A 23,675-nucleotide genomic window follows, 5' to 3' on the forward strand; every position below is an offset into this window, starting at 1 on the left:
TCAATCTATCGTGCGCCGCCGCAATTGCAACCGCCACAGGCGGCCGCGCGGCGTCGGACGTGCTTACTTGGCCGTACGCTTGCCCGGCTTGCGGCCCAGGCCAATCTTCTTGGCGAGCTCGCGGCGGGTGGCGGCGTAATTGGGAGCGACCATCGGATAATCGGCAGGCAGGTTCCAGCGTGCGCGATATTCATCGGGGGTCATGTTGTAGTGCGTCATCAGGTGCCGCTTGAGCATCTTGAGCTTCTTGCCGTCTTCAAGGCACACGATATAGTCGGGCTTGATCGAGGCACGGACCGAAACCGCCGGTTCTGGCATTTCCGGCTCGGCGACAACTTCACCTGCCGACAAACCATTGAGCGCGCGATGAACGTTTTCGATCAGGCTGGGAATGTCGGACACCGCCACGCTGTTGTTGCTGACATGGGCGGCCACAATATCTGCCGTGAGCGTTATCAACGTCTCGTGCATTTCCAATTCGGTTTCTGCCATTTCAATCAATCCCGTTTCTATCTTTTGATTAGCGACCCTTTACCCGGCGTTTGACGCAGGGTGCGCGCGATATGCAAGATGACAATGCTCTCGTCAATGTCATTTGCGGGCACAGAAGCCGGTGAATACCACGTTGATCGTCGTTTTGACAGTAACAACCAAAACTCAGAGTTAAATTTCAATTGCCAAAGTCAAGGCATCATAATGTCTGGAATCATCACCCTTATAGTAATTGCGCCGCACACCGACCTGATTGAAGCCAAATTTTTGGTAAAGGTGAATTGCAGAGTTGTTACTTCTCATTTCAAGATGCAACCTTTTCACCCCCGCCTCTTTTGCGTCTTCGATGACTTCTGCCAGAAGCGCCGATCCGACGCCAAATTGACGCCATTTTGGGGCTATCGCGATCAGCAGCAATTCTTCCTCATCAGCCACGCGGCGTGTCATGGCAAAACCGATCGTGCCGCCATGGCCTGCCGGAAAGGCCGGACCGGGCGCTTCGGCCAGAAGAACCCGGGTGAGCGGCATGGCCAGCATCGAGCGGGTCTGGCTGTGATTCCAGGCCTCGCCGAACAGCGGATCGAACGCCTGCTGCATCACCTGCATCACCGGGCCGATTGCGTCCTCTGCAGCCAGGCCTGAGACCAGCTGGAAAAACGGTCGGTGGCCGGAATCGGGGGGCTGGCTGACCATCAGGCTAACCCGGAATGGCCGTGGCCATCGGCTTAGCATCCGCGCCGCGACCGTACAGGGGATCAGCCGGCAGGGCCCGTGCTGCGGGCGGCAGCAGCAGCGCCTGGCGCGCATCGGGCATCAGCACCCGTGCATCACCCTCGCCGCGCGCCTCGACCAGAGCGGCCGCCATGCTGCCCGCGACCAGATGCTGCGTGCAGGTGCTGCGCGCCGCATCGGGTGCGAGCGATGCCAGCGGCCCCGTTGGCTCGCCCATGCCATCAAAGGCTTGCGTGAAATATTCGCCATGGCCGCCGGTCATCACGACATCCACCCCGGACGCGCCAGGGGACTGGTCGAGCGCCATCGCCGCAACCAGCCGATGCGTCGAATAGCCGGAAACAGGAACGCCCCAGGCGAGCGCCAGCGCACGCGCTGCGGCCAGCCCGACGCGCACCCCGGTAAAGCTGCCGGGACCGCAGTTGACCAAAATCGCCTGGGCCTGGCCTCTGCCGGGGAGGCTAGCGATCATCGGCACCAGCCGTTCGGCATGGCCGCGCCCCATGATGGCATGGTCGGAGGCGACCAGGTGGTCGTCGTCAAACACCGCCACCGAACAGGCTTCGGTCGCGGTGTCGATGACAAGCAGGCTGGGCAGATCGGGTCGCATACCCGACAGCCGCTAGCTGATTGTGTTGAACCGGTCAAAACCCGGACGCGGGCTGCGATCGAAAATCGTCGCAGGGTCGCCATAGCCCAGGGTCGAAATGAAGTTCGACGTCACATTGGGCGTATCGGCAAAGAACGCCTTGTCGACCGCGGCATTGTCGAAGCCCGACATCGGCCCGGTATCGAGCCCCAGCGCGCGCGCGGCGAGGATGAAATAGGCACCCTGCAGCGAGGAATTGCGCAGCGCCGAATCGCGGCGGAACTGTTCCTTGCCTTCACCGACAAACCAGCTGCGCGCATCGGTATGCGGGAAAAGTTCGGGCAGAAGCTCGTAGAATTCGAGATCCATGCCGATGACGACGCTGACCGGCGCGGCCAGGATCTTCTTCGCGTTCGCTTCCATGCAGCAGGCCGCCAGCTTCTGCTTGGCCTCGTCCGAGACGCACCACACCATCCGCGCGGGCAGCATGTTGGCCGATGTCGGCCCCATCTTCATCAGATCCCAGATGGCATGCAGCTGCTCGGGGCTGACCGGCTGGTCGGTATAGCCATTATAGGTGCGCGCGGTGCGGAACAGCTGGTCGAGCGCGGCATCGTCGAGCGGTGCAGTCATGAAGAAACCTCTGGTCTGGGGAGAGAACGCACGTCAGGCGGCGCGAACCTCGATCACTTCGGGAACGTAATGCTTGAGCAGCGATTCGATGCCGTGCTTGAGCGTCGCGCTCGACGACGGGCAACCCGAGCAGGCACCCTGCATCTGCAGATAGACCACGCCCTTGTCGAAACCGCGATAGAGGATGTCGCCGCCATCGTTGGCGACCGCAGGGCGGACGCGCGTCTCGATAAGGTCCTTGATCTGCGCAACGATGTCGGCATCTTCAGGATTGCTCGGCCAGTCGGCATCTTCTGCCGGCACCGCGATGCCGGCTGCGGTGGCGGCGCGGAACAGCGGCATGTCGGCCGAGAAATGGTCAAGCAGCACCGAAAGCACTTCGGCGCGGAGCGACGACCAGTCAGCACCGGGCCCTGCAGTCACCGAAATGAAGTTGTGGCCGAAGAACACGCCGGTCACATCGCCCAGGCCGAAGATCGCTTCGGCGAGCGGCGAGGCTTCCGCCTCTTCGGGCGAGGCAAAATCGCGAGTGCCCATGTCCATGACCTGGCGACCAGGCAGGAACTTGAGCGTGGCGGGGTTCGGCGTGGTTTCGGTTTCGATCAGCATGTCCGGTATCTGGTGCAGCGCCGGCCTGCGCGCAAGGCAGTTTTTCTTTTGTGGCGGCAAACATTGCGGGCTTTGGCCTGTACCGGCGGTCGTGCGGTCTGCCGCATATTCACTGGCCAGTCAGATTGGGGCTGCCTATAGATTGCGCATGACCTTTCCCCTGATGCGCTGCGCGCCCATGGCCGCCATGCTTGCGGCTCTTTCGCTTGTTGTTTCGCCGCCGCTGCTTGCCAACCTGCCCGGCGAACCGGTGGCCAGCGGCAAGGACGCCAATGGCAAGCCGCTGCGGCCGCCCAATCTGGAACCGGGCGAAAAGACCCCCTGGCTGTACGAGCGCAGCAACGTGCCGGTCGACAAGGGCTGGACCTTTGGCGAGCTGAGCAACGGCGTGCGCTATGCCGTGCGCCGCAACGGCGTGCCGCCGGGCCAGGTCTCGATCCGCGTGCGCATCGATGCCGGTTCGATGATGGAAACCGACGCCGAACAGGGCTTTGCCCATCTGCTCGAGCACCTCACCTTCCGCGGCTCCAAATATGTCCCCGATGGCGAGGCGATCCGCATCTGGCAGCGGCTTGGCGCCAGCTTCGGCAGCGACAGCAATGCCGAGACCACACCGACGCACACCGTCTACAAGCTCGACCTGCCCGCCGCGACGCCCGCCGGGCTCGACGAGAGCATGAAGATCCTCTCGGGCATGATCCGCGAACCCGGGCTGACCGGCGAGGCGGTCAAGGCCGAGGTGCCGGTGGTGCTGGCCGAACTGCGCGAGCGATCGGGCGCGCAGGTCCGGGTCGGCGATGCGACGCGCCAGCTGTTCTTTGCCGGGCAGAAGCTTGCCGAACGTTCGCCGATCGGCAAGCCCGAGACGCTGAACGCGGCGACGTCGGACGTCGTGCGCGCATTCCACCAGCGCTGGTACCGGCCTGAAAACACGGTGATAGCGATTGCCGGCGATGTCGAACCGGCGACGATCGAGGCGCTGATCAAGACCTATTATGGCGACTGGAAGGTCAAGGGCAAACAGGCCCCCTATCCCGGCTTCGGGGCGCCCGACCCGTCAGCGCCCGTCGCGCGCACCATCGTCGAGCCCGGCTTTCCTTATCTGGTCAGCATGGGAATCCTGAGGCCCTGGAAGCCGGTCAACGACACCATCGAATACAACCAGCAGCTGTTGATCGATCTGGTCGCGACGCAACTGATCAACCGACGGCTGGAAGGCCGCGCGCGCGGGGGTGGCAGCTTCCTGCAGGCGCAGGTCAACAGCGAGGACGTCAGCCGCTCGGCCGACGGCACCTTCATCTCGGTGGTGCCGATCGGCGACGACTGGCAGGCGGCGCTCGCTGATGTGCGCGGGGTGCTTGCCGATGCCACCACCACCGCGCCGACGCCCGAGGAAATCGCCCGCGAAATGGCCGAATTCGACGCCGCGCTGGCAGTCCGCGTCGAAAGCGCGGATACCGAGGCCGGTGCCAAGCAGGCCGATGACATCATCGGCGCGGTCGACATCCGCGAGACGATCGCTGCGCCGCAGACCGCGCTCGATGTGTTTCGCGGCATGAAGGACATGTACACGCCCGAACGGCTGCTCGAAGCGACGCAGCGGCTGTTCAGCGGCGTTGCCACCCGCGCAATCCTCGTCTCGCCCAAGGCGGTACCCGAGGGCGAGCAGCTGCTCGCATCGGCGCTGACCCGCGATGTCAGTGCGGACGCCAGCGCGCGTCTGGCGGCAGCGGCAGTCACCTTTGATGATCTGCCCGCGCTGGGCACGCCGGGAACGGTGGCATCGACCACCGACCTCAGGCTGCTGGGCATCGAGATGATCGAACTGTCCAACGGGGTGAAGGCGATCCTTTATCCCAATGACGCCGAGGTCTCGAAGATCATGGTCAAGGTGCGCTTCGGCAACGGCTATCAGGCGTTTCCGGCGGACAAGCCCTCGCTCGTCTGGGCGGGCCAGTCGGCTTTGGTTGCCAGCGGCGTCGGCGAGATCGGCCAGGAAGGGCTCGACCGGCTGACCAACGGCCGCCGCATCGGTTTCGGCTTCGAGGTCGAGAACGACGCCTTTGCCTTCTCCGCCGATACCCGTCGCGCCGATCTGGAGGACCAGCTCAAGCTGTTTGCCGCCAAGCTGGCGGCGCCGCGCTGGGACGCCAACCCGGTGCGCCGCGCCAAGGCGGGAACCGAGCTTGCCTATCGCAGCTTCTCGATGTCGCCCCAGACCGTGCTCGAGCGCGATCTCAACTATCTCACCCGCGACCGCGATCCGCGCTGGAAGGTGCCCGATCCTCAGGATGCCGCGCAGCTGACGCCCGAAGCGTTCCGCTCGACATGGGAGCCGATGCTGGCGCAGGGCCCGATCGAGGTGCTGCTGTTCGGTGATTTCGACAAGCCTGCGGCGATCGCGGCGCTGGAAAAGACTTTCGGCGCATTGCCGTCCCGCACCGAAGTGCCCGTGGTGGCAGGTCCCGATACCGTGTCCTTCCCCGCGCCCAACAGCGAGCCTGTCGTCGTGCGGCACGAGGGCGCGCCCGATCAGGCCGCCGCGTTTATCGGCTGGCCGACCGGCGGCGGCATCGCCAATGTGCAGGAAAGCCGCCAGCTCGAAATCCTGACCGCGATTTTCAACAGCCGCCTGTTCGATCAGCTGCGCGCGCAGGCGGGGGCAAGCTACGCTCCGCAGGTGCTCAACAACTGGCCGACCGCGTTCGAAAAGGGCGGCTATGTCGGAGTCATCGGCCAGCTTGCGCCTGAAAATGTCGGCAAGTTCTTCGAGATCGCCAATGCGATCGCGGCGGACCTCGCTGCCACCCCGGTCAGCGCGGACGAGCTGGCACGGGCGACCGAGCCGCTACGGCAGCTGGTCTCGCGCGCCAGCACCGGCAACAATTTTTGGCTGAACCAGCTGCAGGGTGCGACGCGCGATCCGCGCCGCATCTCGGCGCTGCGCACGATCCTGCCCGATTACACCGTCACCACGCCCGAAAAGATGCAGGCGCTGGCGGCGAAATATCTGATGAAGGACAAGGCCTGGTCATTCGTGGTGCTGCCCGAGGACGCGACTGCGTCCCCGGGCCGCTGACCGGAATCGGATCAATAAGTCGGAGGTTGACGGTCACATCGTCTGCGGGGGAACCTCGTCGGGCCCGCGATCGGGTTCGATGATGTCCGGGCCGACCGGATCGATTTCGGGCGGCTGCTGGACCGGGTCTTCCATCGGCGGATCGTTGACCGGCAGTTCGGTCGGGCTCTGCGGCTCGATACGATCGGGTGCGGGGATTGCAGGGTCTTCAGGACGGGTAGCCATAAGCATGTTCCTTTCTGAAGAGCTTACGTTCGCGCAAGGGTGAGGTTGCAAGTCGATCCTGTGGGCGAGGACGGCGGATTTGCCCCCCTTGCCCTTTGCGGCAACCTTCTTTAGACGCGCACGCTTGATTACCGCGACGCGGGCGTGGCGAAACTGGTAGACGCGCCAGATTTAGGTTCTGGTATCGCAAGATGTGGGGGTTCAAGTCCCTTCGCCCGCACCATCGCATGGATGGCCGGGAAGGGGAGGAAATTCCCTTCTTTTTATGGAAAGACAAGAGTTGAAGCCGATGCAGATTGTCGAGACGCTGAACGAGGGCCTGAAGCGGGCCTACACCATCACCATCCCCGCCCAGGATCTGGAAGCGCGGGTGGATGCCGAAGTGAAGAAGATTGCGCCGCAGGTGCGCATGCCCGGCTTCCGCCCCGGCAAGGTGCCCGCCAACCTGATTCGCAAGATGCATGGCGAATCGATTCACGCCGATGCGCTGAACGCGACCATCCAGGAAAGCGTCGACAAGGCGATCCGCGACAACAACCTGCGCCCCGCCATCCAGCCTTCGGTCGACCTCAACGAGGATTACACCGCCGGCAAGGATGCCGAAGTGAAGATGTCGCTCGAGGTGCTGCCGCAGGTTCCGACCCCGTCGATCGATTCGATCACGCTCGAGCGGCTGATCGTCGAGCCGGGCGAAGCCGCCGTGACCGAAGCGCTGCAGCGCATCGCCGATGGCCAGAAGAGCTACACCGCTGCACCCAAGACCTACAAGGCCAAGGACGGCGACCAGGTCATCATCGACTTTGAAGGCAAGGTCGATGGCGTTCCGTTCGAAGGCGGCAAGGGCGAAGGCATGGCCGTCGTCATCGGTTCGGGCCAGCTCATCCCCGGTTTCGAGGACCAGCTCGTCGGCCTGAAGGCCAATGACGAAGCCGTCATCAACGTGACCTTCCCCGCCGAATACGGCGCCAAGGATCTCGCCGGCAAGGCTGCAACCTTCGACATCGTCGTGGGCGAAGTGAAGAAGCCCGGCGAAACCAAGCTGGACGACGATTTCGCCAAGTCGCTGGGTCTCGAGAGCCTCGAGCAGCTGACCGGCCTGATCAAGGGCCAGCTGGAGCAGGAACTGAACGGCCTGACCCGCACCCACATGAAGCGCCGTCTGCTCGACCACCTCGCCGAAACCCATGATTTCGAAGTCCCGCCCTCGATGGTCGAAGCCGAGTTCAACCAGATCTGGGCACAGCTCGAACAGGAAGCTTCGCAGGAAGAAGACGCCGAATCGGCCCGCGCCGAGATGGAAAAGGACCGCGACGAATATCATTCGATCGCCGTGCGCCGCGTCCGTCTGGGCCTGCTGCTTTCCGAAATCGGCCAGGCCAATGGCGTCGAAGTTTCGCAGCAGGAAATGAACATGCTGATCGCGCAGGCTGCGCAGCAGTATCGTCAGGAAGACCGCCAGCGGTTTGCCGAGTACATCCGCAACACGCCGATGGCCGCCGCCCAGCTGCGCGCACCGATGTACGAGGACAAGGTTGTCGACTTCCTGTTCGACAAGGCAACGATCACCGATCGCACCGTGACCCGCGAAGAGCTGGAAGCGGCGATCGAAGCCGAGGAAGACGCCGGCGCCAATGGTGGTCATGTCCATGGCCCCGATTGCGGCCATGATCATGGCCATGACGAAAAGCCCAAGGCCAAGAAGGCCGCGCCGAAAAAGGCTGCGGTGAAGAAGGACGCCGAGGCAGAGACCGAAGCAGCGCCTGAAGCAGCTGAAAAGCCCGCGAAAAAGGCAGCGCCCAAGAAGGCCGCTGCCAAGAAGGACGAGGCTCCGGCCGAAGCTGCCGAGGAAGCCAAGCCTGCTGCAAAGAAGGCTGCTCCCAAGAAGGCAGCCGCCAAGAAGGACTGATCTTCAGCCCTTTGCGCTACGAAATCAGCCCCCGCCAGGTTCGCCTCGCGGGGGCTTTTTCGTGCGCGTCGAACCCTTGCGCTAACTGCGCCGCCAGCGCCGGTCGGAGAGGATCACCCGGGCCGCATTGTGCCCCGGCGCGCCGGTGACCCCGCCGCCGGGATGCGTGCCCGATCCGCACATGTACAGGCCCTTCAAAGGCCCGCGATAATCGGCATGGCCCAGCACCGGCCGCGCTGACCACAGCTGGTCCAAGCTCATCCGGCCGTGGAAGATGTCGCCGCCGATCAGGCCGAAGGTTCGCTCCAGGCCCTTGGGACTGAGCACCTGCTTGCCGAGGATCGAGGCGCGGAAGCCCGGCGCATGCGCCTCCACTGTGGCAATGATCGTGTCGGCGGCAGCGGCTTCCTGCTCAGGCGTCCAGTCGAGCGCGGGGTCGAACTGCTGGCAGAACAGGCTTGCGACATGGCTGCCTGCCGGCGCCAGGCTGTCATCGACGATCGAGGGGATCAGCATCTCGACGATCGGTTCGCGCGACCAGCCGTGCGCGCGCGCGTCGGTGAAGGCGCGGTCCATGTAATCGAGGCTCGGCGCGATCACGATGCCGGCGCGCAGGTGCTCACCGTCTCCGGGCAGGCTGGCAAAGCTGGGGAGCCGGTCCAGCGCCACGTTCATCCGGAAGCTACCCGATCCGGTGACATAGCCGCGCATCCGGCGCGCGAAATCCTGGGGGAGCGCGGCTTCGGGCACCAGCCGTCCATAAAGCAGCTTGGGCCCCACATTGGCGATGATGCGGGGGCTACGCAGCGCCTCGCCACTCGCCAGCTGCACCCCGACCGCGCGGCCCTGTTCGACCAGCACCTGCTCGACCGGTGCGTTGAGCGTGATCTCCACCCCCTGCTCGGCGCAAGCTTCGGCCATCATCCGGGTGATGCTGCCCATCCCGCCCAGCACATGACCCCAGCTGCCCTTGTTGCCGTTCACCTCGCCGAAGACATGGTGCAGCAGCACATAGGCCGAGCCCGGCGTATCGGGGCTGGCGTAATTGCCGACCACCGCATCGAAGCCGAACGCCGCCTGCACGGGCGCACTTTCGAACCATTGCGACAGGAACTCGCGCGCCGACCTGGTGAACAGATCGAGCATGTCGCGCTGCACCTCGCGCGACAGCCGCGACAGCAGCCGCCCGGTGGTCAGCGCCTCGACCAGCCCCGCCACGCCCCCGCCGATATTGGGCGGCGGGCGCAATGCCAGATCGCGCAGCACATCGGCGACGCGCTCGAGCATCGCGTAATAGGCGGGCAGCGCTTCGGCATCGCGCTTCGAGAAGCGCGCGAACGCGGCTTGGGTGCGCTCCAGCCCGCCGCCCAGAATCAGATGGTCGCCGTGCGGCAGCGGCAGGAAGTTCGACACCGGCCGTTCGATCACCCGGTAGCCGCGCCGTACCAGGCCCAAGTCTGCAATGACCTGGGGCTGGAGCAGGCTGACGGTATAGCTCGCCACCGAATTGCGGAAACCGGGGTGAAATTCCTGCGTCACCGCCGCGCCGCCTGCGACATGCCTTGCCTCCAGCACGCGCACCTTCAGCCCCGCGCGTGCCAGATAGAAGGCGCAGGTCAGACCGTTATGGCCGCCGCCGATGATGATCGCGTCAGGCGATGTGCTGCTGTTGCCCATGTCCAAGGCCTAGCCCAGCACCTGGCCGCCGCCAAGGGGGGCACACCCACGCCGTCAGCCCCAAGAAATCGCTGGCGCGGCACGGCGGATATTGATAGCGGTTCGCAAAACCATGCTTCTTGACCAGCTTCCCAATGGCCAGCGTGCGGAGATTGCCGCGATCGACTGGAGCGTCCTGCCCCCAGACGAGGGCAAGCGCCTGCGTGCGCTGGGCGTGGATACCGGCGCGATGGTCTCGATCCGCCATCGCGGCATCTTTTTCGGACGCGATCCGATCGCGCTCAGCATCGGGCGGATGACGGTGGCGATCCGCCGCGTCCATGCGCGCGCGATCACCCTGCGCGAACCGGGAGCCGCCGCATGACCCGGCACCAGCCGCTGATCGCGCTGGTCGGCAACCCCAATGCCGGCAAGAGCGCGCTGTTCAACGCGCTCACCGGCGCGCGGCAGAAGATCGCCAATTATCCCGGCGTGACCGTGGAGCGCAAATCGGGCCGCTTTGCCTTTGCCGATGGCCGCCCCGCCGAGCTGATCGACCTGCCCGGCAGCTACAGCCTCGACCCCACCAGCCCCGACGAAGCAGTGACCCGCGATGTCGTGATGGGCCGCCAGGCGGGCGAACGCCAGCCCGAGGCGCTGGTGATCGTGCTCGATTCGGCCAATCTCGACCAGCACCTCGTCTTCGCGCTCGAGCTGCTGCAGCTCGGCCTGCCCACGGTCGTCGCACTCAACATGGTGGACCTTGCCGAACGCGATGGGCTGACGCTCGATGCGGCGCGGCTGGCGGCGGATCTGGGCGTACCGGTCATCCCCACCGTCGCGGTGCGCCGCCGGGGGCTCACCGAACTGGCTGAAGCGCTGGATGCGGTGATCCTCGCCAGGCAGGTGCCGCATGCGCCGCTGGGCGAGCCCGACATGCGCGCCCGGCGCAGGCGGGCCGAGCATATCGCCCATGCCGCCATCGTCAGCCAGACCCACAGCCGCCGCTGGACCGACCGGGCGGACAGCGTGCTGCTGCACCCCTTTGCCGGGCCGTTGATCCTGCTCGCCTTGCTGTTCATCATCTTCCAGGCGGTGTTCAGCTGGGCCACGCCCTTTGCCGACGCGCTGGAAGCGGGCGCAGCCGCTCTGGGCGAACTGGCCACCACGACGATCCCGGAAGGCTTTTTCCGCTCGATGATCGTCGATGGCGTGATCGCGGGCGTCGGATCGGTCGTCGTCTTCCTGCCGCAGATCATCATCCTGTTCTTCTTCATCCTGCTGATGGAGGCGACCGGCTACATGGCGCGCGCCGCGTTCATCATGGACCGGATGATGGCGAGCGTCGGCCTGTCGGGCCGCTCGTTCATCCCGCTGCTCTCCAGCTTTGCCTGCGCGATCCCCGGCATCATGGCGACGCGCAGCATCTCGGACGAGAAGGACCGGCTGACCACCATCCTCATCGCCCCGCTGATGACCTGCTCGGCGCGGTTGCCCGTCTATACCGTGATCATCGCCGCGTTCATTCCGCAGATCACCGTCGGCCCGGGCGTCGGCCTGCAGGGGCTGGTGCTGTTCGGCCTGTATGTCTTCGGCATCATCGGCGCGATGGTGGTGGCGCTGGTGCTGCGCTCGACCGTGGCCAAGGGCGGCGCGAGCGGCTTCCTGATGGAAATGCCCAAATACCAGCTGCCGCGGATCGGCGATCTGGCGCTCGGCCTGTGGCAGCGGGCCGCGCTGTTCCTGCGGCGTGCGGGCACGATCATCTTTGCCGTGACCATCGGCCTGTGGCTGCTGCTCACCTATCCGCAGGCGCCCGCAGGCAGCGGCATCAGCCAGTCCGAATATTCGGCCGCCGGGCGCATCGCCAGCGTGCTCGAACCGGTGGTCGCGCCGATCGGCTTTTCGCGCGACATCGCATTGGCGCTGATCCCGGCGATGGCCGCGCGCGAGGTCGCCGTCTCGGCGCTCGCCACCACCTATGCCATCGACGCCACCGACGAGGACGAACAGGCGCAGGCGCTGGGCGAGCGGCTCGCCGGGCGCTGGTCGCTGCCCACCGCACTGGCGTTCCTCGCCTGGTTCGTGTTCGCACCGCAGTGCATCTCGACAGTCGCGGTGACGCGGCGCGAGACCAACGGCTGGAAATGGCCGATCTTCATGCTGGTCTATCTGTTCGGCCTGGCCTGGGTGGCCGCCGGGATTACCTTCTGGACCGCGACGGCTTTCGGGCTATAAACGCCGCAACAGATCGGGGCGATGTTTCGCCCGGTCATCCACCACATCACAGAAATTCCGGGGAAAGCATATGTCGGGCAGCGTCAACAAGGTCATTCTGATCGGCAATCTGGGCGCCGATCCCGAGGTCCGCAGCTTCCAGAACGGTGGCAAGGTCGCCAATCTGCGCATCGCCACCACCGAAACGTGGAAAGACCGCAATTCGGGCGAAAAGCAGGAGCGCACCGACTGGCACAATGTCGCGATATTCGGCGATGGCCTGGCGGGCGTCGCCGAGCGCTTCCTGCGCAAGGGCTCCAAGATCTATGTCGAAGGCCAGCTGCGCACCCGCAAGTGGCAGGACCAGTCGGGCGCAGACCGCTACACCACCGAAGTGGTGCTGCAGGGCCCTGGCGCAGTGCTGACCATGCTTGACGGCAAGCCCGGCGGCGGCGGCGGAATGGGCGGCGGCGGTGGCGGCGATTTCGGCGGCGGTCGCAGCACCGGCGGTTCGTCGGGCGGCTCTTCGGGCAGCGGCGGGCGCGGCTTCAACGACGGCGGATCGAGCAGCGGCTGGGGCGGCGGCGGCTTTGACGACGACCTGAACGACGACGTTCCGTTCTGACAGGTCGCGAACGGCAGGGCAGCGGGATGACCGACCGGTCCGAGATGCTGAAGGCGCAGCTGGTTCGAAACTTCGACACCATTTCGCTCGAGCATCGCACCCGCACCGCCAGCGTCGACTTTCATCACGCCCGGCTGACCGATGGCACGCCAGCGACCAAGCTGGGCGCGGCAGTGCTGGTCGTCGCGCCGGGCAAGATCGCCTGCCCGTATCACCTGCACCATGCGCAGGAAGAGATGTTCGTCATCCTGGAGGGGAGCGGTACACTGCGCGTCGCGGGCGAGCATGTGCCGATCGGCGCGGGCGATGTCATCACCGTGCCGCCCGGCCCCGATTACCCTCGCCAGATTATCAACACGTCCGATGCGCCGCTCAAGTATCTGGCGATCAGCACCCAGGACGATCCGGAAATTTATGAATATCCCGATTCGGGCAAGTTCATGGCCGAGGCCGGGCTGGCGCGCGAACATCCGTTCGAGGTGATTCAGCGCAGCGGCGAGAGCCTGGATTACTGGGACGGCGAACCCTGATTTCGTTCAAGGCGGAAAAGAGACCCCGATGCAGATCACGATCTATCACAACCCCAAATGCGGCACCTCGCGCAACGTGCTCGCCGCGATCCGCGAGGCGGGGCACGATCCGCAAGTCATCGAGTATCTCAAGACGCCGCCGACGCGCGAGACGCTGGAAAGCCTGATCGCGCGCGCAGGCGACGGCGCACGCGGGCTGCTGCGCGCCAAGGAGCCCTTGGTCAAGGAACTGGGCCTCGACGCTGCGGGCGTGACCGACGCGCAGATCATCGACGCGATGGTCGCGCACCCCATCCTGATCAACCGCCCCATCGTGGTGACGCCGGATGCGGTCAAGCTCTGCCGCCCCAGCGAGACGGTCGCCGAACTGCTCTGAAGACGAAAACCCCGGCGCGGTGACGCCACGCCGGGGCCAGGAGTGTTCTTGTTCCGGCGTTTCAGCCCAGATAATCGTGCAACACGCGGCCATAAGGCAGCGTCATGTCGGTGACGAGGTGCAGGCCGCCGGTGTGTTCGAGCACCGGCAGGTCGGCGAGAGGGCAGTTGACTGAATCGACCAGCTCGACCCGCGCGCGGCCCGTCCAGGCGCCCTTCACCACCACATCGGCAAAATTGATGCCGACCAGCTGCGCGATGGCAGGCGTGCCATCGATGTCGGGGATCAGCTTCAGCGTCACCTGGGTGCGCTTGAGCAGCGCCTCGATCGCCCCCGGATCGGTCGGACCACTGTGCTTGTAGACCATCGTCCCGCTGGCCACGGTCTGCCCGGCATAGGTCAGCACGCCGGTCAGCGTGTCGCCCACGGTTTCGAGCTTGGCGATGCCGTATTTCATCGGATAGCCCCAGATCTCGCGACCACCAGCCAGAGGCGGGCAGTTGTCGACATACATCTGGGTGAGGAAGCTGCACTTTTCGCCCTGGAAGGTGCAGGGAATCGCCTGCGCCGCAGCCGAATAGGCACCAAAGCCTTCGCCATCGGGCAGATCGAGCCACTGGATCGATACCACGTCGCCATCGGGCTCGAGCGGCTCGGGCAGCATCTTGCGGATCATCGCCGGGTCGGTCCGGTAGTTGATGATCATGTATTGGCGTTCGAAGAACTTGTACGGGCCCACCGGATAGGTCGGGCTCTGCAACGGCATCGAGCTGAGCTTCAGCACATCCTGCTTTTTCATCGTCTGTCCTCCCCTCAGCCCGCGGCGTCTTTGATATAGTCGAACAGCACCCGGCCATGCGGCAGGGTCAGGTCGCTGACGAAATGCTTGCCGCCGACAATGCGCAGGATCGGCAGGTCCGCGACCGGCGCGTTGACATGCGGGATCAGCTGCAACCGCGCAGGGCTGATCCAGCAGCCCTTCACCGTGATGTCCTCCAGATTGTAGGCGACGAGCTGGCAGATCTTGGGGCTGCCATCGACATCGGGAATGATCTTGAGGTTGCACGAGGTCTTGGTCATCGATTGGGCCTGCGCCTCGCAGCCACCGGGGGCTTCGGCCCATTTATAGGCCATGGTGCCCATCGCTACCGTCTGCCCCGCATACGACAAGGTGCCGGTCAGCGTGTCCGAGGCGACGACCAGCTTGGGCAGCGCGTATTTCTTGGGGAAGCCCCAGATTTCGCGGCCGCCGTCGATCGGCGGCTGGTCATCCAGATACATTTGCGCGGTATAGTTGATCGGCTCGCCATTGAAGGTGCACGGAATGACAATGCCGCTTTCGGTGTAATCGCCAAAGCCTGAGCTGTCGGGCATCTTGATCCACTCGTAGAGCACCAGATTGTCGGTGTTGGGCTCGAGCGGCTCGGGCACCGCGGCGCGCAGGGCCACCGGATCGGTCTCGTAGGTGACGATCATGAATTCGCGGTTGATGAACCGGTAGGGCCCCAGCGGATAGCTGGGTGCCGCCGCCGGCATCGACGGCAGTTTGAGAATCTCTTCAGGCGTCATTGTTCGGTAAACCCCCTGTGATGGTGGACGTTACGGAAACACGAAATGGCTGGAAATCAGAGGAAGGATGCCTTGATGTCGGCCGACGAGCGGATGCCGACATCATCGAAATGCGCATCGAGCCATTGCGTCGCACTCTCCCGCCCGACATCGCGCAGCTTCTTCATGAAGCCCCAGTCGGGGTTCAGCTTGCTGGTGACCCCCAGGCTCTCCATGAACTCCTCGTCCTGGATCGAGTGGATCAGCATCCGCCGGTGCTTGTCGTCATTGAGCTGACCATCGTCGATCAGATGGCTGACAAAGGCGATCGCGCGCATTTCGCGCATCAGGCTGGAATTGAAGCTGATCTCGTTGATCCGGTTGAGGATATCCTTTGCCGTCTTGGGGATTTCGCTGCGGTTGAGCGGGTTGATGTGGACGATCACCACATCGTTGGTCTGGCTGCCGTAGATCAGCGGGAAGATGGCGGGGTTGCCCATGTAGCCGCCGTCCCAATAGGCCTCGCCATCGATCTCGATCGTCTGGAACATGAACGGCAGGCAGCCCGAGGCCAGCACCTGGTCGGGGCCGATCTCGTGATTTTCGAACATGCGCACCTTGCCGGTGCGGACATTGGTTGCTGAGAGAAACAGCTTGATCGGGCAGCCTTCGCGCAGCACGCCGAAATCGACGCTGCTTTCCAGCACCTGGCGCAGCGGATTGAAGTTGAGCGGGTTGAGCTCGTAGGGCGACATCACCCGCGACAGGATGTCCATGAACAGGAAGGCGGGGCTGAAATCGAGGCTGTGGTTGCCCATCGCCTTGTCGATCCACGAAGGCTGCAACGGCCCCTTGGCGCCTTCGTCGCTGATCTTCTTCCAGAATTTCTCGAGCTCTTCGCGTGCCCCCTCGGCGCCGCCGATGGTCAGGCCATAGCCCAGCACGGTGGCATTCATTGCGCCTGCGCTGGTGGCGCTCACCGCATCGAACTTGAGCCGCCCATCCTCGAGCAGGCGGTCGAGCACCCCCCAGGCGAATGCGCCATGCGCACCCCCGCCCTGCAAGGCCAGATTGACCGGCTTGCTGTTCGCGGCTGCAACATATTTGTCATTTTTCGGTTTCGCATCCGCAGCATAGGCTGCCGACGACGGACCTGACTTGGCCATCGCTTGTCCCCCCAGAAACTGTCGCGAAACCCGTCTTTTCCGTTGGAACCTAGGGGTAACTCACGTTAGACGAGTCGGCAAGAGTGATTCGCTGCAACTGCGAACATTCCTCCGGGCCGCGTCTTGCAACTGCTCTGAAGGGGAAATCACATGCTCAAGGGTTTGAACGCCATCGTCACCGGCTCGACCAGCGGAATTGGTCTGGGCATTGCCAATGTGCTGGCGTCCAAGGGGGCCAATCTGGTCATCACCGGCTTCGGCGATGCCGATGCGATCGAGAAGGAACGCGCTGGCCTCGCTGAAAAATACGGCGTCGAGGTGGTCTACAGCAATGCCGACATGTCCAAGCCCGACGATGTCCGCGCGATGGTCGAACTGTGCGTCGAAAAGCTGGGCTCGGTCGACATCCTGGTCAACAATGCCGGCATCCAGCACACCGCATCGGTGGAGGAATTCCCCGAGGAAAAGTGGCATCAGGTGATCGCGATCAACCTGTCGGGCATCTTCTTCGCCATCCAGGCAGCATTGCCGCACATGAAGGCCAAGGGCTTTGGCCGCATCATCAACATCGGATCGGTGCACGGCCTGATCGCCAGCAAGCACAAGGCAGCCTATGTCGCGGCCAAGCATGGCGTGGTCGGCCTCAGCAAGGTGGTCGCGCTGGAAAACGCGGGCACCGGCATCACCAGCAACACCATCTGCCCCGGCTGGGTCCACACCCCGCTGGTGCAGAAGCAGATCGAGGCGATGGCCGCCGACCAGGGCATCAGCGTGGAAGCCGCGACCGAAAAGCTGCTGATCGAAAAGCAGCCCAGCAAGCAGTTCGCGACGCCCGAACAGATGGGCGAACTCGCCGCGTTCCTCTCGAGCGAGGCCGCCGCGCAGATCACCGGCGTGGCGATCCCGGTCGACGGCGGCTGGACCGCGCAGTGATGCGATGATGGTGGCGGGGCCTTTCTTGGGGCCTCCGCTGCATTCGGATATTCTGGGAACCGGCGGGGTGAAAGCTCCGCCGGTTTTCGTTAGGTGACTTGATTGCGTCTTGGCCCATTGAGTGATATCTCATAAGATATGCTAAAGGTCGTTCTCGACACGGACGTTGTGGTGACGGCACTACGGAGCAGAGAAGGCGGCAGCAACGCCGTGCTCCGGCTGGTCGCCGCCGGACGGGTTGTTCCACTGGTAACGCCCGCGCTGTTCGTCGAATACGAATCGGTCTTGAAACGGCCTGAGCAATGCGCGGTGCATGGCTTCAGCCTGGACGAGATCGATCTATTTCTCGAGGCGCTGGCGAGCAGCTGCCAGGCGGTCGAAGTCAGCTTCCGGTGGCGCCCGATGCTGCATGACCCGAATGACGAAATGGTGTTGGAAGCCGCAATCAATGGTGGTGCCGACAGGTTGGTGACGCACAATGTTCGCGATTTTGCCAAAGGCGCGGCGCTGTTTGGACTGCCAGTTGTTAGACCTGGCGAGCTATTGAAGGAATTACGGTCATGAGCAAGGCATCTTATCCCTTGAAGCTGCCGGTTTCGATCAAGGAGGCTGCCGCGCGGCTGGCCAAGCAGGACGGCGTGTCGCTCAATCAGTGGATTTCAGTGGCCGTGGCCCAAAAGATCGGTGCCGTCGAAACGGCAGCAGATTTTTTGAAACAGCGCGCCGGGGCTGCCAAGCCTTCGGACATGCTGCCATTTCTGGATCGGGCAGGAACCGAGCCGTTGCCTCCCGGAGACGAGATTGAAGCGGGAGCAAAGCCGCGATAGGGCCTCACCCCACCGGCGCTCGTCTGCGATAGCTCAGCGCCTCAGCGACATGTACTCTCCCCACCGTTTCTGCGCCGCTTAGGTCCGCGATGGTTCGCGCGACCCTCAACACCCGCGTATACCCCCGCGCCGAAAGCCGCATTGCTTCGGCCGCTCTCGCTAATAGTTGGCGCGCGGGTTCGTCCGGTGTCGCGAACCGCTCCAGCGCTTCGCCGTCGATCTCGGCATTGGTGCGGGCCTTGATGTCGGCGTAGCGCGCGGTCTGGAGGGCGCGGGCGGCGGCGACGCGGGCGGCGACCTCGGCTGAGCCTTCGGCAGGTGGCGGCAGGGTGAGGTCGGCGGCGGTCACCGCCTCGACCTCGACGTGCAGGTCGATGCGATCGAGCAGCGGCCCTGACACCTTGGCCTGATAGTCCGCCGCGCAGCGCGGTGCGCGCGAGCAGCCGAGCGCCGGATCGCCCAGGTGCCCGCAGCGGCACGGGTTCATCGCCGCGATCATCTGCACCCGCGCCGGGAAGGTGACATGCGCATTGGCGCGCGCGACGCTGACCTCGCCGGTCTCCAGCGGTTGGCGCAAAGAATCGAGCACGGTGCGCTGGAATTCGGGCAGCTCGTCGAGGAACAGCACGCCCAGATGCGCCATCGAGACCTCGCCCGGGCGCACCTTGAGCCCGCCACCGACCAGCGCGGCCATCGAGGCGCTGTGATGGGGGCTGCGGAACGGGCGCGCGCGGCTGATCCGGCCATCGACCAAAGTGCCTGCGACGCTCGCCACCATCGAGACTTCCAGCGCCTCCTGCGGGGTCAGCGGCGGCAATATGCCGGGCAGGCACGAGGCCATCAGCGACTTGCCCGCGCCGGGAGGCCCCACCATCACCATGTTGTGCCCGCCGGCCGCGGCGATCTCGAGCGCGCGCTTGGCGGTTTCCTGCCCCTTGACCTGTTTGAGGTCCGGCCCCGGCGCGGGCTCTTCGGCGATGCCGGGCTTGGGCGGGCTGAGCCGCCCGTTGCCCTTGAGATGGTTGAGCAAAGTGAGCAGATCGGGCGCAGCGATGACGTCGATGCCGCCCGCCCAGGCGGCCTCGGCCCCTTGCGCCGCCGGGCAGATCAGCCCGCGCCCGGTGGCCGAAGCGTGCAATGCGGCGAGCAGGACGCCGGGCGAGGCGGCGATCCGCCCGTCGAGCGCGAGTTCGCCCACCGCGACATATTCGCTCGCAAGTTCAGCATCGATGATCCCCATCGCGGCGAGCATCGCCAGCGCGATCGGCAGATCGTAATGCGATCCTTCCTTGGGCAGGTCTGCGGGCGAGAGGTTGACGGTGATGCGCTTGGGCGGCAGCGAGAGGCCCAATGAGGCGATCGCGGCGCGCACCCGCTCGCGGCTTTCGCCCACCGCCTTGTCGGGCAGGCCGACCACCGCGATGCCCTTGTTCATGCCGGGCGAGATCTGCACCTGCGCCTCGACGCTGCGCGCCTCCAGCCCCAGATAGGCGACGGTCTGGACGATGGCGACCATGCGCTGCCCCCTGTTTGTTCGCGTCGCAAGACTGGCGCGGCGTCCCTAACGAGTCGAGCGAAAAGCGCGCAATTGGTTCATTCCGGAGGCAATTCCACCCGCGCCGGGAGCGGGAACAGGGTGAGGAAGCGCGCAATCAGCGCGGCGTCGCCCTCGGCGCGCAGCAGCCCTTCGGCCTCCAGCACCGCCAGCGGGACCCCGCCATAGACCGCGCCCGCCAGCGCATGGGGGCTGCCGACAAAGACCAGGTCGCAGCCGCGCACCTCGCCACGCGCGATGGCGATGCCGCTGCCATCGAGCACGCCGACATAGGCCATGTCGCCAAAGACGAAACCCACGCGGCAGCGCAGGTCTCCCACCCGCGCACGGTCGATCATCGTGCGGAACGACAGCATCACCGATACGCCGCTGATCGGCAGCGTCGGATCGTGCCAGGGCGAGCGCGCCGCCCAGCGGCCCAGCACCTGCACCAGCGGTTCGGCCTCATAGCCCCATGGGGTCAACTCGTAGACCTGCGCCGAGGCGGGCGGCGGAAGGCGGCGGCGGACGAGCAGGTGCCTGGCCTCAAGCCCTTCCAGCCGCTGGGTGAGCACATTGGCGCTGATCCCGGGCAGGTCGGCGCGCAGCTCGCTGAACCGGCGCGCGCCCAGCATCAGCTCGCGCATCACCAGCAGCGCCCAGCGTTCGCCGATCAGTTCCAGCGCATGCGCGGTGCCGCAGGCATCGTCATAAAGCCTCTTGGGCAATCATTCCCCCTTTGAAGTTATAAATAGTAACTACGTGGTTGCTTTTTGTAACACAGCTGGTCACTCTGGGCAACGACAGCTCCCGAGTCGCAGAAACAGGTGGCCGGACCAAGCGAGGATATGCCGATGAGCAAGATTGCCGCGTGCCTGTGGTATGATGGCGCCGCCCAGGAGGCCGCGTTCGATGCCATGTCGGCGATGATCAGGATCGACATTGCCGCGATCGAGGCCGCCGCAGACGCGGCCTGAATTTCCCTTCTGCGACAAGGATGAAAGCCCATGACCTATATCGACGGATTCGTGATTGCCTGCCCCGAAGCCAACCGGGACAAGTTTATCGAGCATGCCCGGCAGGGCGATGCAGTGTTCATGGAATTGGGCGCGCTGCGTATCGTCGAATGCTGGGGCGATGATGTGCGCGATGGCCACACCACCGATTTCCGCCGCGCGGTGCAGGCGCAGGACGGCGAGGCGGTGCTGTTCAGCTGGATCGAATGGCCCGACAAGGCGACGCGCGATGCCGCGATGGCTCGCATGCAGGAGATGATGACCGACCCTAGCAAGGTCGATCCGCGGATGGACCCGGAGAAGAACCCGATGCCGTTCGACGGCAAGCGGCTGATCTTCGGCGGTTTCGTTCCGGTCGTCGAACTGACCGCCTGACGGCGCGCAGCAGGAGAAGCACCATGACCAACCGCCAAGGTGAATTCGTCTGGTACGAACTGATGACCCGCGATGCCGATGGGGCGCAGGCCTTTTACGCCGCGCTGCTGGGCTGGACCTATGCCGAGTCCGGGCAGGCAGCGCGCGACTATCGCATCATCCAGGCCGGCGACGATCCGATCGGCGGCATCCTGGCGCTGAGCCCGCAGATGCTGGCGGGCGGCGCGCAGCCCGGCTGGCTGGGCTATATCGCGGTCGACGATGTCGATGCCGCGGCCACCGCGATCGCCGCCGCGGGGGGCCAGGTTCATCTGGCGCCGCAGGATATTGCGGGAACCGGCCGGCTTGCCATGGTCGCCGATCCGCAAGGGGTGCCGTTCTACATCCTGCAGGCCATGTCCGGGCGGACCTCCGCCGCCTATGTCTGCAATGGCGGCAAGCCCGGCCACTGCGCCTGGAACGAGCTGACCACCACCGATCAGCCGGCAGCGATGGCTTTCTACGCCGCACAGTTCGGCTGGGTGAAGGATGGCGAGATGGATATGGGGCCGATGGGCGCTTACGAGTTCCTGCGCCATGGCGAGCTCATCGGCGCGATGATGACCAAGCCTGACGACGTGCCGCAGCCCGGCTGGGCCTATTATTTCTACGTGGCCGATATCGATGCCGCGGCCCGCACCATCCCGGCGCGGCAGGGCGAAATCCTGTTCGGCCCGTCGGAAATCCCGGGCGGCGATTACATCATCACCGGCCGCGACCCGCAGGGCGCGATCTTTTCGCTGGTAGGACCAAGATCATGACCGAAGCACAGGACCAACCCGGATTTCCGCTGCAGGTGACCCGCCATATCGCTGCGCCGACCGACAGGGTCTGGCAGGTGATGACCGAGCGCCTAGAGGAATACTGGTGCCCGCGGCCCTGGCGGACCGAGATCATCGAGATCGACTGGCGATCGGGCGGGCGGATGGCGACGATCATGCGCGGGCCCGATGGCTAAAGCCACGAGGGCGATGGCGTGCTGCTCGAGGTGACTGCCGGCAAGCGCATCGTCTTCACCGACGCCTTTCGCGTCGGCTGGATACCGCAGAGCGCGTTCATGGTCGGCTGCCTGGAGATCGCGCCCGAAGGCGAAGGCACCCGGTACACCGCCACCACCTGGCACTGGACCCGGGAGGCGTACGACCAGCACAAGACGATGGGGTTCGAGCAAGGCTGGGCGACGATGGCCGATCAATTGGCCGAGCTGGCCGAGGCACGGTAACCACGTGTTGCACCGGCGATCCGCGGATGGCCGCGACCGGCAGACGTCATGGCGCGACCATTAACGCCAGCGTAACGTGTTGCCCTAACCATGGAGCGCAACACATCGGCAAGGCGGCAGGCGCATCGGGGAAGGATAGTCCCCCTGTCCTGGATGCCCGTTCATGCCGTATCCGCGCTGTCTGTCGTTGTTGCTGCCTGCGCTGCTGTCGGCGGGATACCTGCTTGCCACTACCCCCGTCGCCGCGCACGCGCCGGCTGCGATGGTCATCGAACCGGTCGCCAGCGGATGGCAGGAACAGCTGAGCTGGACCGAGACGGTCGATGCCCCCGCCCTGCCCCAGGCGGCACCTGCGCTGGCCCGCTTCGGTCCGTTCCATGTCACCGGTGCCACCACCGCCGACATGATCGGCGTGGTCGATTCGCACACGCCCCGGCAGTTCGCCGCCATGCTGAAGGCCTATCCCGGGATCGGCACGCTGCGGATGATCGAATGCCCGGGGTCCGAGGACGACGAGGCGAATCTGAAGCTGGCGCGGATGGTGCGCGCGGCGCGAATCGAGACGGTGGTCCCAGCCGGTGGATCGGTCCGGTCGGGCGCGGTCGAACTGTTCCTTGCCGGCGTGCGCAGGCGTGCCGATTCGCGGGCCGAATTTGCCGTCCACAGCTGGCGCGATTCGCTGGGCCGCGAGGCGGACGATCTGCCGCCCGACGACCCGGTACACAGTGAATATATTGAATTTTACCGCGAAATGGGTCTCAGCGAAGACAGGGCGAGGCAATTTTACGCGTTAACCAGCAGCGTTGCCTTTGATGATGCGCTGTATGTAGCGCCGTTACATTTGGCGGCGATGGGATTGCTGGACGTGATTTGAAAGCCGTGAAGCGCCTGAAAAGAGCGACGAAAATGCCAAGAATTGCGCCTGGCGCATGTTGCAATTGCTCACAGACTATGGAATACGGCAGGGGCTAGCAGCATGTCTGAAGGGACAATAGTATGAAACTTGCAAAGACCGCACTGGCTGCGCTTGCTCTGACCACCATGGTCGGCGCTCCGGTACTGGCGAAGGCTGCGAACCCCGCGGTTCGCGTCGCCAGCACCTCGAGCGAAGAGAGCGACGCAGAAGGCAGCACCGGCATCATCATTGGTGTCGTGGCCGCTGCCGCTGTTGTTGGTGGCATCATCGTCATCGCTGACGATGATGAGCCCAACAGCCCCTGATTTTCCTTCGGGAAATCAGGTTCTGATTCGGGAAAGGGCGGCCAGCAATGGTCGCCCTTTTTCGTATCTGCCGCCCCGGATCGGCGCGACCGGCGCCGTGCGCGGCACGCTCCCCAGGCCCGACG

At 64.8% G+C, this 23,675-nt stretch carries 28 protein-coding genes, 1 tRNA gene and 1 pseudogene; 18 read left to right on the forward strand and 12 right to left on the reverse strand.

The genetic code is table 11. The features are described from left to right. Positions 1-63: 63 nt before the first annotated feature. From LI72_RS15005 to LI72_RS15025, 5 genes are all read right to left on the reverse strand, one after another. Complete coding sequence (locus LI72_RS15005; RefSeq protein ID WP_033926770.1) at positions 64-492, reverse strand: MucR family transcriptional regulator; 429 nt, start codon at positions 490-492, stop codon at positions 64-66. A 171-nt stretch (positions 493-663) separates the two neighbouring features. Further along, complete coding sequence (locus LI72_RS15010) at positions 664-1,185, reverse strand: GNAT family N-acetyltransferase (RefSeq protein ID WP_052129956.1); 522 nt, start codon at positions 1,183-1,185, stop codon at positions 664-666. A gap of 4 nt (positions 1,186-1,189) precedes the next feature. Next, complete coding sequence (gene tsaB / locus LI72_RS15015) at positions 1,190-1,834, reverse strand: tRNA (adenosine(37)-N6)-threonylcarbamoyltransferase complex dimerization subunit type 1 TsaB (RefSeq protein WP_033926771.1); 645 nt, start codon at positions 1,832-1,834, stop codon at positions 1,190-1,192. Between the two features lie 12 nt (positions 1,835-1,846). Further along, on the reverse strand, positions 1,847-2,446 hold the full coding sequence (locus LI72_RS15020; RefSeq protein WP_033926772.1) for a malonic semialdehyde reductase: 600 nt from the start codon (positions 2,444-2,446) through the stop codon (positions 1,847-1,849). 33 nt (positions 2,447-2,479) lie between these two features. Then, on the reverse strand, positions 2,480-3,055 hold the full coding sequence (locus tag LI72_RS15025; RefSeq protein WP_033926773.1) for a NifU family protein: 576 nt from the start codon (positions 3,053-3,055) through the stop codon (positions 2,480-2,482). 148 nt (positions 3,056-3,203) lie between these two features. Here LI72_RS15025 and LI72_RS15030 point away from each other — a divergent pair, with 148 nt between their 5' ends. Beyond that, positions 3,204-6,134 carry a M16 family metallopeptidase gene (locus LI72_RS15030; protein WP_033926774.1) on the forward strand — a complete coding sequence of 977 codons (2,931 nt, stop codon included), beginning with the start codon at positions 3,204-3,206 and terminating at the stop codon, positions 6,132-6,134. 33 nt (positions 6,135-6,167) lie between these two features. Here the strand turns inward: LI72_RS15030 and LI72_RS15035 are convergent, their stop codons facing one another. After that, a complete protein-coding gene (locus LI72_RS15035) occupies positions 6,168-6,359 on the reverse strand; it encodes a hypothetical protein (RefSeq protein WP_033926775.1) in 192 nt (63 codons plus the stop codon). A gap of 138 nt (positions 6,360-6,497) precedes the next feature. Here LI72_RS15035 and LI72_RS15040 point away from each other — a divergent pair. Both LI72_RS15040 and tig read left to right on the forward strand, forming a co-directional pair. Continuing rightward, positions 6,498-6,582 (forward strand) — tRNA-Leu (locus tag LI72_RS15040). 66 nt (positions 6,583-6,648) lie between these two features. Further along, positions 6,649-8,265 (forward strand): trigger factor, encoded by a 1,617-nt coding sequence (gene tig / locus LI72_RS15045; RefSeq protein WP_033926776.1) that lies wholly within the window; start codon positions 6,649-6,651, stop codon positions 8,263-8,265. An 81-nt stretch (positions 8,266-8,346) separates the two neighbouring features. On the opposite strand, the gene LI72_RS15050 is transcribed toward tig, so the two are convergent. Continuing rightward, positions 8,347-9,942, reverse strand: a complete 1,596-nt coding sequence (locus LI72_RS15050) for a phytoene desaturase family protein (protein WP_033926777.1) — start codon at positions 9,940-9,942, stop codon at positions 8,347-8,349. Between the two features lie 112 nt (positions 9,943-10,054). On the opposite strand from LI72_RS15050, the gene LI72_RS15055 reads away from it, so the two are divergent. The 5 genes from LI72_RS15055 (at position 10,055) to arsC (ending at position 13,669) form a co-directional block, all read left to right on the forward strand. After that, the gene (locus LI72_RS15055; protein WP_033926778.1) at positions 10,055-10,306 is read left to right on the forward strand and encodes a FeoA family protein; all 252 of its coding nucleotides are present in this window, start codon (positions 10,055-10,057) and stop codon (positions 10,304-10,306) included. Next, positions 10,303-12,159 (forward strand): ferrous iron transporter B, encoded by a 1,857-nt coding sequence (gene feoB, locus LI72_RS15060; RefSeq protein WP_033926779.1) that lies wholly within the window; start codon positions 10,303-10,305, stop codon positions 12,157-12,159. Before LI72_RS15055 ends, feoB begins: the two co-directional genes overlap by 4 nt. Before the next feature lie 70 nt (positions 12,160-12,229). Beyond that, the gene (gene ssb, locus LI72_RS15065; protein ID WP_033926780.1) at positions 12,230-12,763 is read left to right on the forward strand and encodes a single-stranded DNA-binding protein; all 534 of its coding nucleotides are present in this window, start codon (positions 12,230-12,232) and stop codon (positions 12,761-12,763) included. A 26-nt stretch (positions 12,764-12,789) separates the two neighbouring features. Beyond that, entirely contained in the window at positions 12,790-13,293 is a 504-nt protein-coding gene (locus LI72_RS15070) for a cupin domain-containing protein (RefSeq protein ID WP_033926781.1), read from the forward strand. Between the two features lie 28 nt (positions 13,294-13,321). Further along, on the forward strand, positions 13,322-13,669 hold the full coding sequence (arsC, locus tag LI72_RS15075) for an arsenate reductase (glutaredoxin) (RefSeq protein WP_033926782.1): 348 nt from the start codon (positions 13,322-13,324) through the stop codon (positions 13,667-13,669). Positions 13,670-13,730: 61 nt separating this feature from the next. Here the strand turns inward: arsC and LI72_RS15080 are convergent, their stop codons facing one another. From LI72_RS15080 to LI72_RS15090, 3 genes are read right to left on the reverse strand one after another with little or no spacing between them, the layout of a single operon-like run. After that, positions 13,731-14,468 carry an acetoacetate decarboxylase gene (locus LI72_RS15080; protein ID WP_033926783.1) on the reverse strand — a complete coding sequence of 246 codons (738 nt, stop codon included), beginning with the start codon at positions 14,466-14,468 and terminating at the stop codon, positions 13,731-13,733. Between the two features lie 14 nt (positions 14,469-14,482). Continuing rightward, positions 14,483-15,238, reverse strand: a complete 756-nt coding sequence (locus LI72_RS15085) for an acetoacetate decarboxylase (RefSeq protein ID WP_033926784.1) — start codon at positions 15,236-15,238, stop codon at positions 14,483-14,485. 56 nt (positions 15,239-15,294) lie between these two features. Beyond that, positions 15,295-16,383: a patatin-like phospholipase family protein gene (locus LI72_RS15090; protein ID WP_081985068.1), complete on the reverse strand. Its 1,089-nt coding sequence runs from the start codon at positions 16,381-16,383 to the stop codon at positions 15,295-15,297. Between the two features lie 150 nt (positions 16,384-16,533). Here LI72_RS15090 and LI72_RS15095 point away from each other — a divergent pair, with 150 nt between their 5' ends. From LI72_RS15095 to LI72_RS15105, 3 genes are all read left to right on the forward strand, one after another. Beyond that, positions 16,534-17,316, forward strand: coding sequence for a 3-hydroxybutyrate dehydrogenase (locus LI72_RS15095; RefSeq protein ID WP_033926785.1), 783 nt, complete (start codon positions 16,534-16,536; stop codon positions 17,314-17,316). 138 nt (positions 17,317-17,454) lie between these two features. Next, positions 17,455-17,880, forward strand: coding sequence for a putative toxin-antitoxin system toxin component, PIN family (locus tag LI72_RS15100; RefSeq protein WP_033926786.1), 426 nt, complete (start codon positions 17,455-17,457; stop codon positions 17,878-17,880). Positions 17,881-17,897: 17 nt separating this feature from the next. Then, positions 17,898-18,143 carry a pilus assembly protein HicB gene (locus LI72_RS15105; protein WP_231562490.1) on the forward strand — a complete coding sequence of 82 codons (246 nt, stop codon included), beginning with the start codon at positions 17,898-17,900 and terminating at the stop codon, positions 18,141-18,143. Between the two features lie 4 nt (positions 18,144-18,147). Here the strand turns inward: LI72_RS15105 and LI72_RS15110 are convergent, their stop codons facing one another. After that, a complete protein-coding gene (locus LI72_RS15110) occupies positions 18,148-19,659 on the reverse strand; it encodes a YifB family Mg chelatase-like AAA ATPase (protein ID WP_033926788.1) in 1,512 nt (503 codons plus the stop codon). 77 nt (positions 19,660-19,736) lie between these two features. Further along, a complete protein-coding gene (locus LI72_RS15115) occupies positions 19,737-20,405 on the reverse strand; it encodes a winged helix-turn-helix transcriptional regulator (protein ID WP_052129958.1) in 669 nt (222 codons plus the stop codon). A gap of 126 nt (positions 20,406-20,531) precedes the next feature. On the opposite strand from LI72_RS15115, the gene LI72_RS20530 reads away from it, so the two are divergent. The 7 genes and pseudogenes from LI72_RS20530 (at position 20,532) to LI72_RS15140 (ending at position 23,550) form a co-directional block, all read left to right on the forward strand. Then, positions 20,532-20,654, forward strand: coding sequence for a VOC family protein (locus tag LI72_RS20530; protein ID WP_231562491.1), 123 nt, complete (start codon positions 20,532-20,534; stop codon positions 20,652-20,654). Between the two features lie 30 nt (positions 20,655-20,684). Next, a complete protein-coding gene (locus LI72_RS15120) occupies positions 20,685-21,068 on the forward strand; it encodes a DUF1428 domain-containing protein (RefSeq protein ID WP_033926789.1) in 384 nt (127 codons plus the stop codon). Positions 21,069-21,091: 23 nt separating this feature from the next. After that, entirely contained in the window at positions 21,092-21,868 is a 777-nt protein-coding gene (locus LI72_RS15125) for a VOC family protein (RefSeq protein ID WP_033926790.1), read from the forward strand. After that, positions 21,865-22,065, forward strand: a complete 201-nt coding sequence (locus tag LI72_RS20680; protein WP_331378687.1) for an SRPBCC domain-containing protein — start codon at positions 21,865-21,867, stop codon at positions 22,063-22,065. Before LI72_RS15125 ends, LI72_RS20680 begins: the two co-directional genes overlap by 4 nt. A gap of 15 nt (positions 22,066-22,080) precedes the next feature. Continuing rightward, a pseudogene (locus tag LI72_RS20685) lies at positions 22,081-22,329 on the forward strand (SRPBCC domain-containing protein); the annotation flags it as partial. A gap of 163 nt (positions 22,330-22,492) precedes the next feature. Continuing rightward, on the forward strand, positions 22,493-23,203 hold the full coding sequence (locus tag LI72_RS15135) for a hypothetical protein (protein ID WP_052129960.1): 711 nt from the start codon (positions 22,493-22,495) through the stop codon (positions 23,201-23,203). 122 nt (positions 23,204-23,325) lie between these two features. After that, the gene (locus tag LI72_RS15140; RefSeq protein WP_033926791.1) at positions 23,326-23,550 is read left to right on the forward strand and encodes a hypothetical protein; all 225 of its coding nucleotides are present in this window, start codon (positions 23,326-23,328) and stop codon (positions 23,548-23,550) included. Positions 23,551-23,675: the final 125 nt, after the last annotated feature.

The organism is Sphingomonas sp. 35-24ZXX (assembly GCF_000786215.1).
In the GTDB taxonomy this organism is placed as follows: Bacteria; Pseudomonadota; Alphaproteobacteria; order Sphingomonadales; family Sphingomonadaceae; genus Blastomonas.

Bases quoted from the DNA above. Each gene is read 5' to 3' on its own strand.
- LI72_RS20680 (WP_331378687.1), top strand. From the start codon at position 21,865: ATGACCGAAGCACAGGACCAACCCGGATTTCCGCTGCAGGTGACCCGC.
- LI72_RS15030 (WP_033926774.1), top strand. From the start codon at position 3,204: ATGACCTTTCCCCTGATGCGCTGCGCGCCCATGGCCGCCATGCTTGCG.
- LI72_RS15125 (WP_033926790.1), top strand. From the start codon at position 21,092: ATGACCAACCGCCAAGGTGAATTCGTCTGGTACGAACTGATGACCCGC.
- LI72_RS15020 (WP_033926772.1), bottom strand. From the start codon at position 2,446: ATGACTGCACCGCTCGACGATGCCGCGCTCGACCAGCTGTTCCGCACC.
- LI72_RS15080 (WP_033926783.1), bottom strand. From the start codon at position 14,468: ATGAAAAAGCAGGATGTGCTGAAGCTCAGCTCGATGCCGTTGCAGAGC.
- LI72_RS15025 (WP_033926773.1), bottom strand. From the start codon at position 3,055: ATGCTGATCGAAACCGAAACCACGCCGAACCCCGCCACGCTCAAGTTC.
- LI72_RS15110 (WP_033926788.1), bottom strand. From the start codon at position 19,659: ATGGTCGCCATCGTCCAGACCGTCGCCTATCTGGGGCTGGAGGCGCGC.
- LI72_RS15055 (WP_033926778.1), top strand. From the start codon at position 10,055: ATGCTTCTTGACCAGCTTCCCAATGGCCAGCGTGCGGAGATTGCCGCG.
- ssb (WP_033926780.1), top strand. From the start codon at position 12,230: ATGTCGGGCAGCGTCAACAAGGTCATTCTGATCGGCAATCTGGGCGCC.
- feoB (WP_033926779.1), top strand. From the start codon at position 10,303: ATGACCCGGCACCAGCCGCTGATCGCGCTGGTCGGCAACCCCAATGCC.
- LI72_RS15005 (WP_033926770.1), bottom strand. From the start codon at position 492: ATGGCAGAAACCGAATTGGAAATGCACGAGACGTTGATAACGCTCACG.
- LI72_RS20530 (WP_231562491.1), top strand. From the start codon at position 20,532: ATGAGCAAGATTGCCGCGTGCCTGTGGTATGATGGCGCCGCCCAGGAG.
- tig (WP_033926776.1), top strand. From the start codon at position 6,649: ATGCAGATTGTCGAGACGCTGAACGAGGGCCTGAAGCGGGCCTACACC.
- LI72_RS15135 (WP_052129960.1), top strand. From the start codon at position 22,493: ATGCCGTATCCGCGCTGTCTGTCGTTGTTGCTGCCTGCGCTGCTGTCG.
- LI72_RS15035 (WP_033926775.1), bottom strand. From the start codon at position 6,359: ATGGCTACCCGTCCTGAAGACCCTGCAATCCCCGCACCCGATCGTATC.
- LI72_RS15050 (WP_033926777.1), bottom strand. From the start codon at position 9,942: ATGGGCAACAGCAGCACATCGCCTGACGCGATCATCATCGGCGGCGGC.
- arsC (WP_033926782.1), top strand. From the start codon at position 13,322: ATGCAGATCACGATCTATCACAACCCCAAATGCGGCACCTCGCGCAAC.
- LI72_RS15085 (WP_033926784.1), bottom strand. From the start codon at position 15,238: ATGACGCCTGAAGAGATTCTCAAACTGCCGTCGATGCCGGCGGCGGCA.
- LI72_RS15095 (WP_033926785.1), top strand. From the start codon at position 16,534: ATGCTCAAGGGTTTGAACGCCATCGTCACCGGCTCGACCAGCGGAATT.
- LI72_RS15120 (WP_033926789.1), top strand. From the start codon at position 20,685: ATGACCTATATCGACGGATTCGTGATTGCCTGCCCCGAAGCCAACCGG.
- LI72_RS15100 (WP_033926786.1), top strand. From the start codon at position 17,455: ATGCTAAAGGTCGTTCTCGACACGGACGTTGTGGTGACGGCACTACGG.
- LI72_RS15090 (WP_081985068.1), bottom strand. From the start codon at position 16,383: ATGGCCAAGTCAGGTCCGTCGTCGGCAGCCTATGCTGCGGATGCGAAA.
- LI72_RS15070 (WP_033926781.1), top strand. From the start codon at position 12,790: ATGACCGACCGGTCCGAGATGCTGAAGGCGCAGCTGGTTCGAAACTTC.
- LI72_RS15140 (WP_033926791.1), top strand. From the start codon at position 23,326: ATGAAACTTGCAAAGACCGCACTGGCTGCGCTTGCTCTGACCACCATG.
- tsaB (WP_033926771.1), bottom strand. From the start codon at position 1,834: ATGCGACCCGATCTGCCCAGCCTGCTTGTCATCGACACCGCGACCGAA.
- LI72_RS15010 (WP_052129956.1), bottom strand. From the start codon at position 1,185: ATGGTCAGCCAGCCCCCCGATTCCGGCCACCGACCGTTTTTCCAGCTG.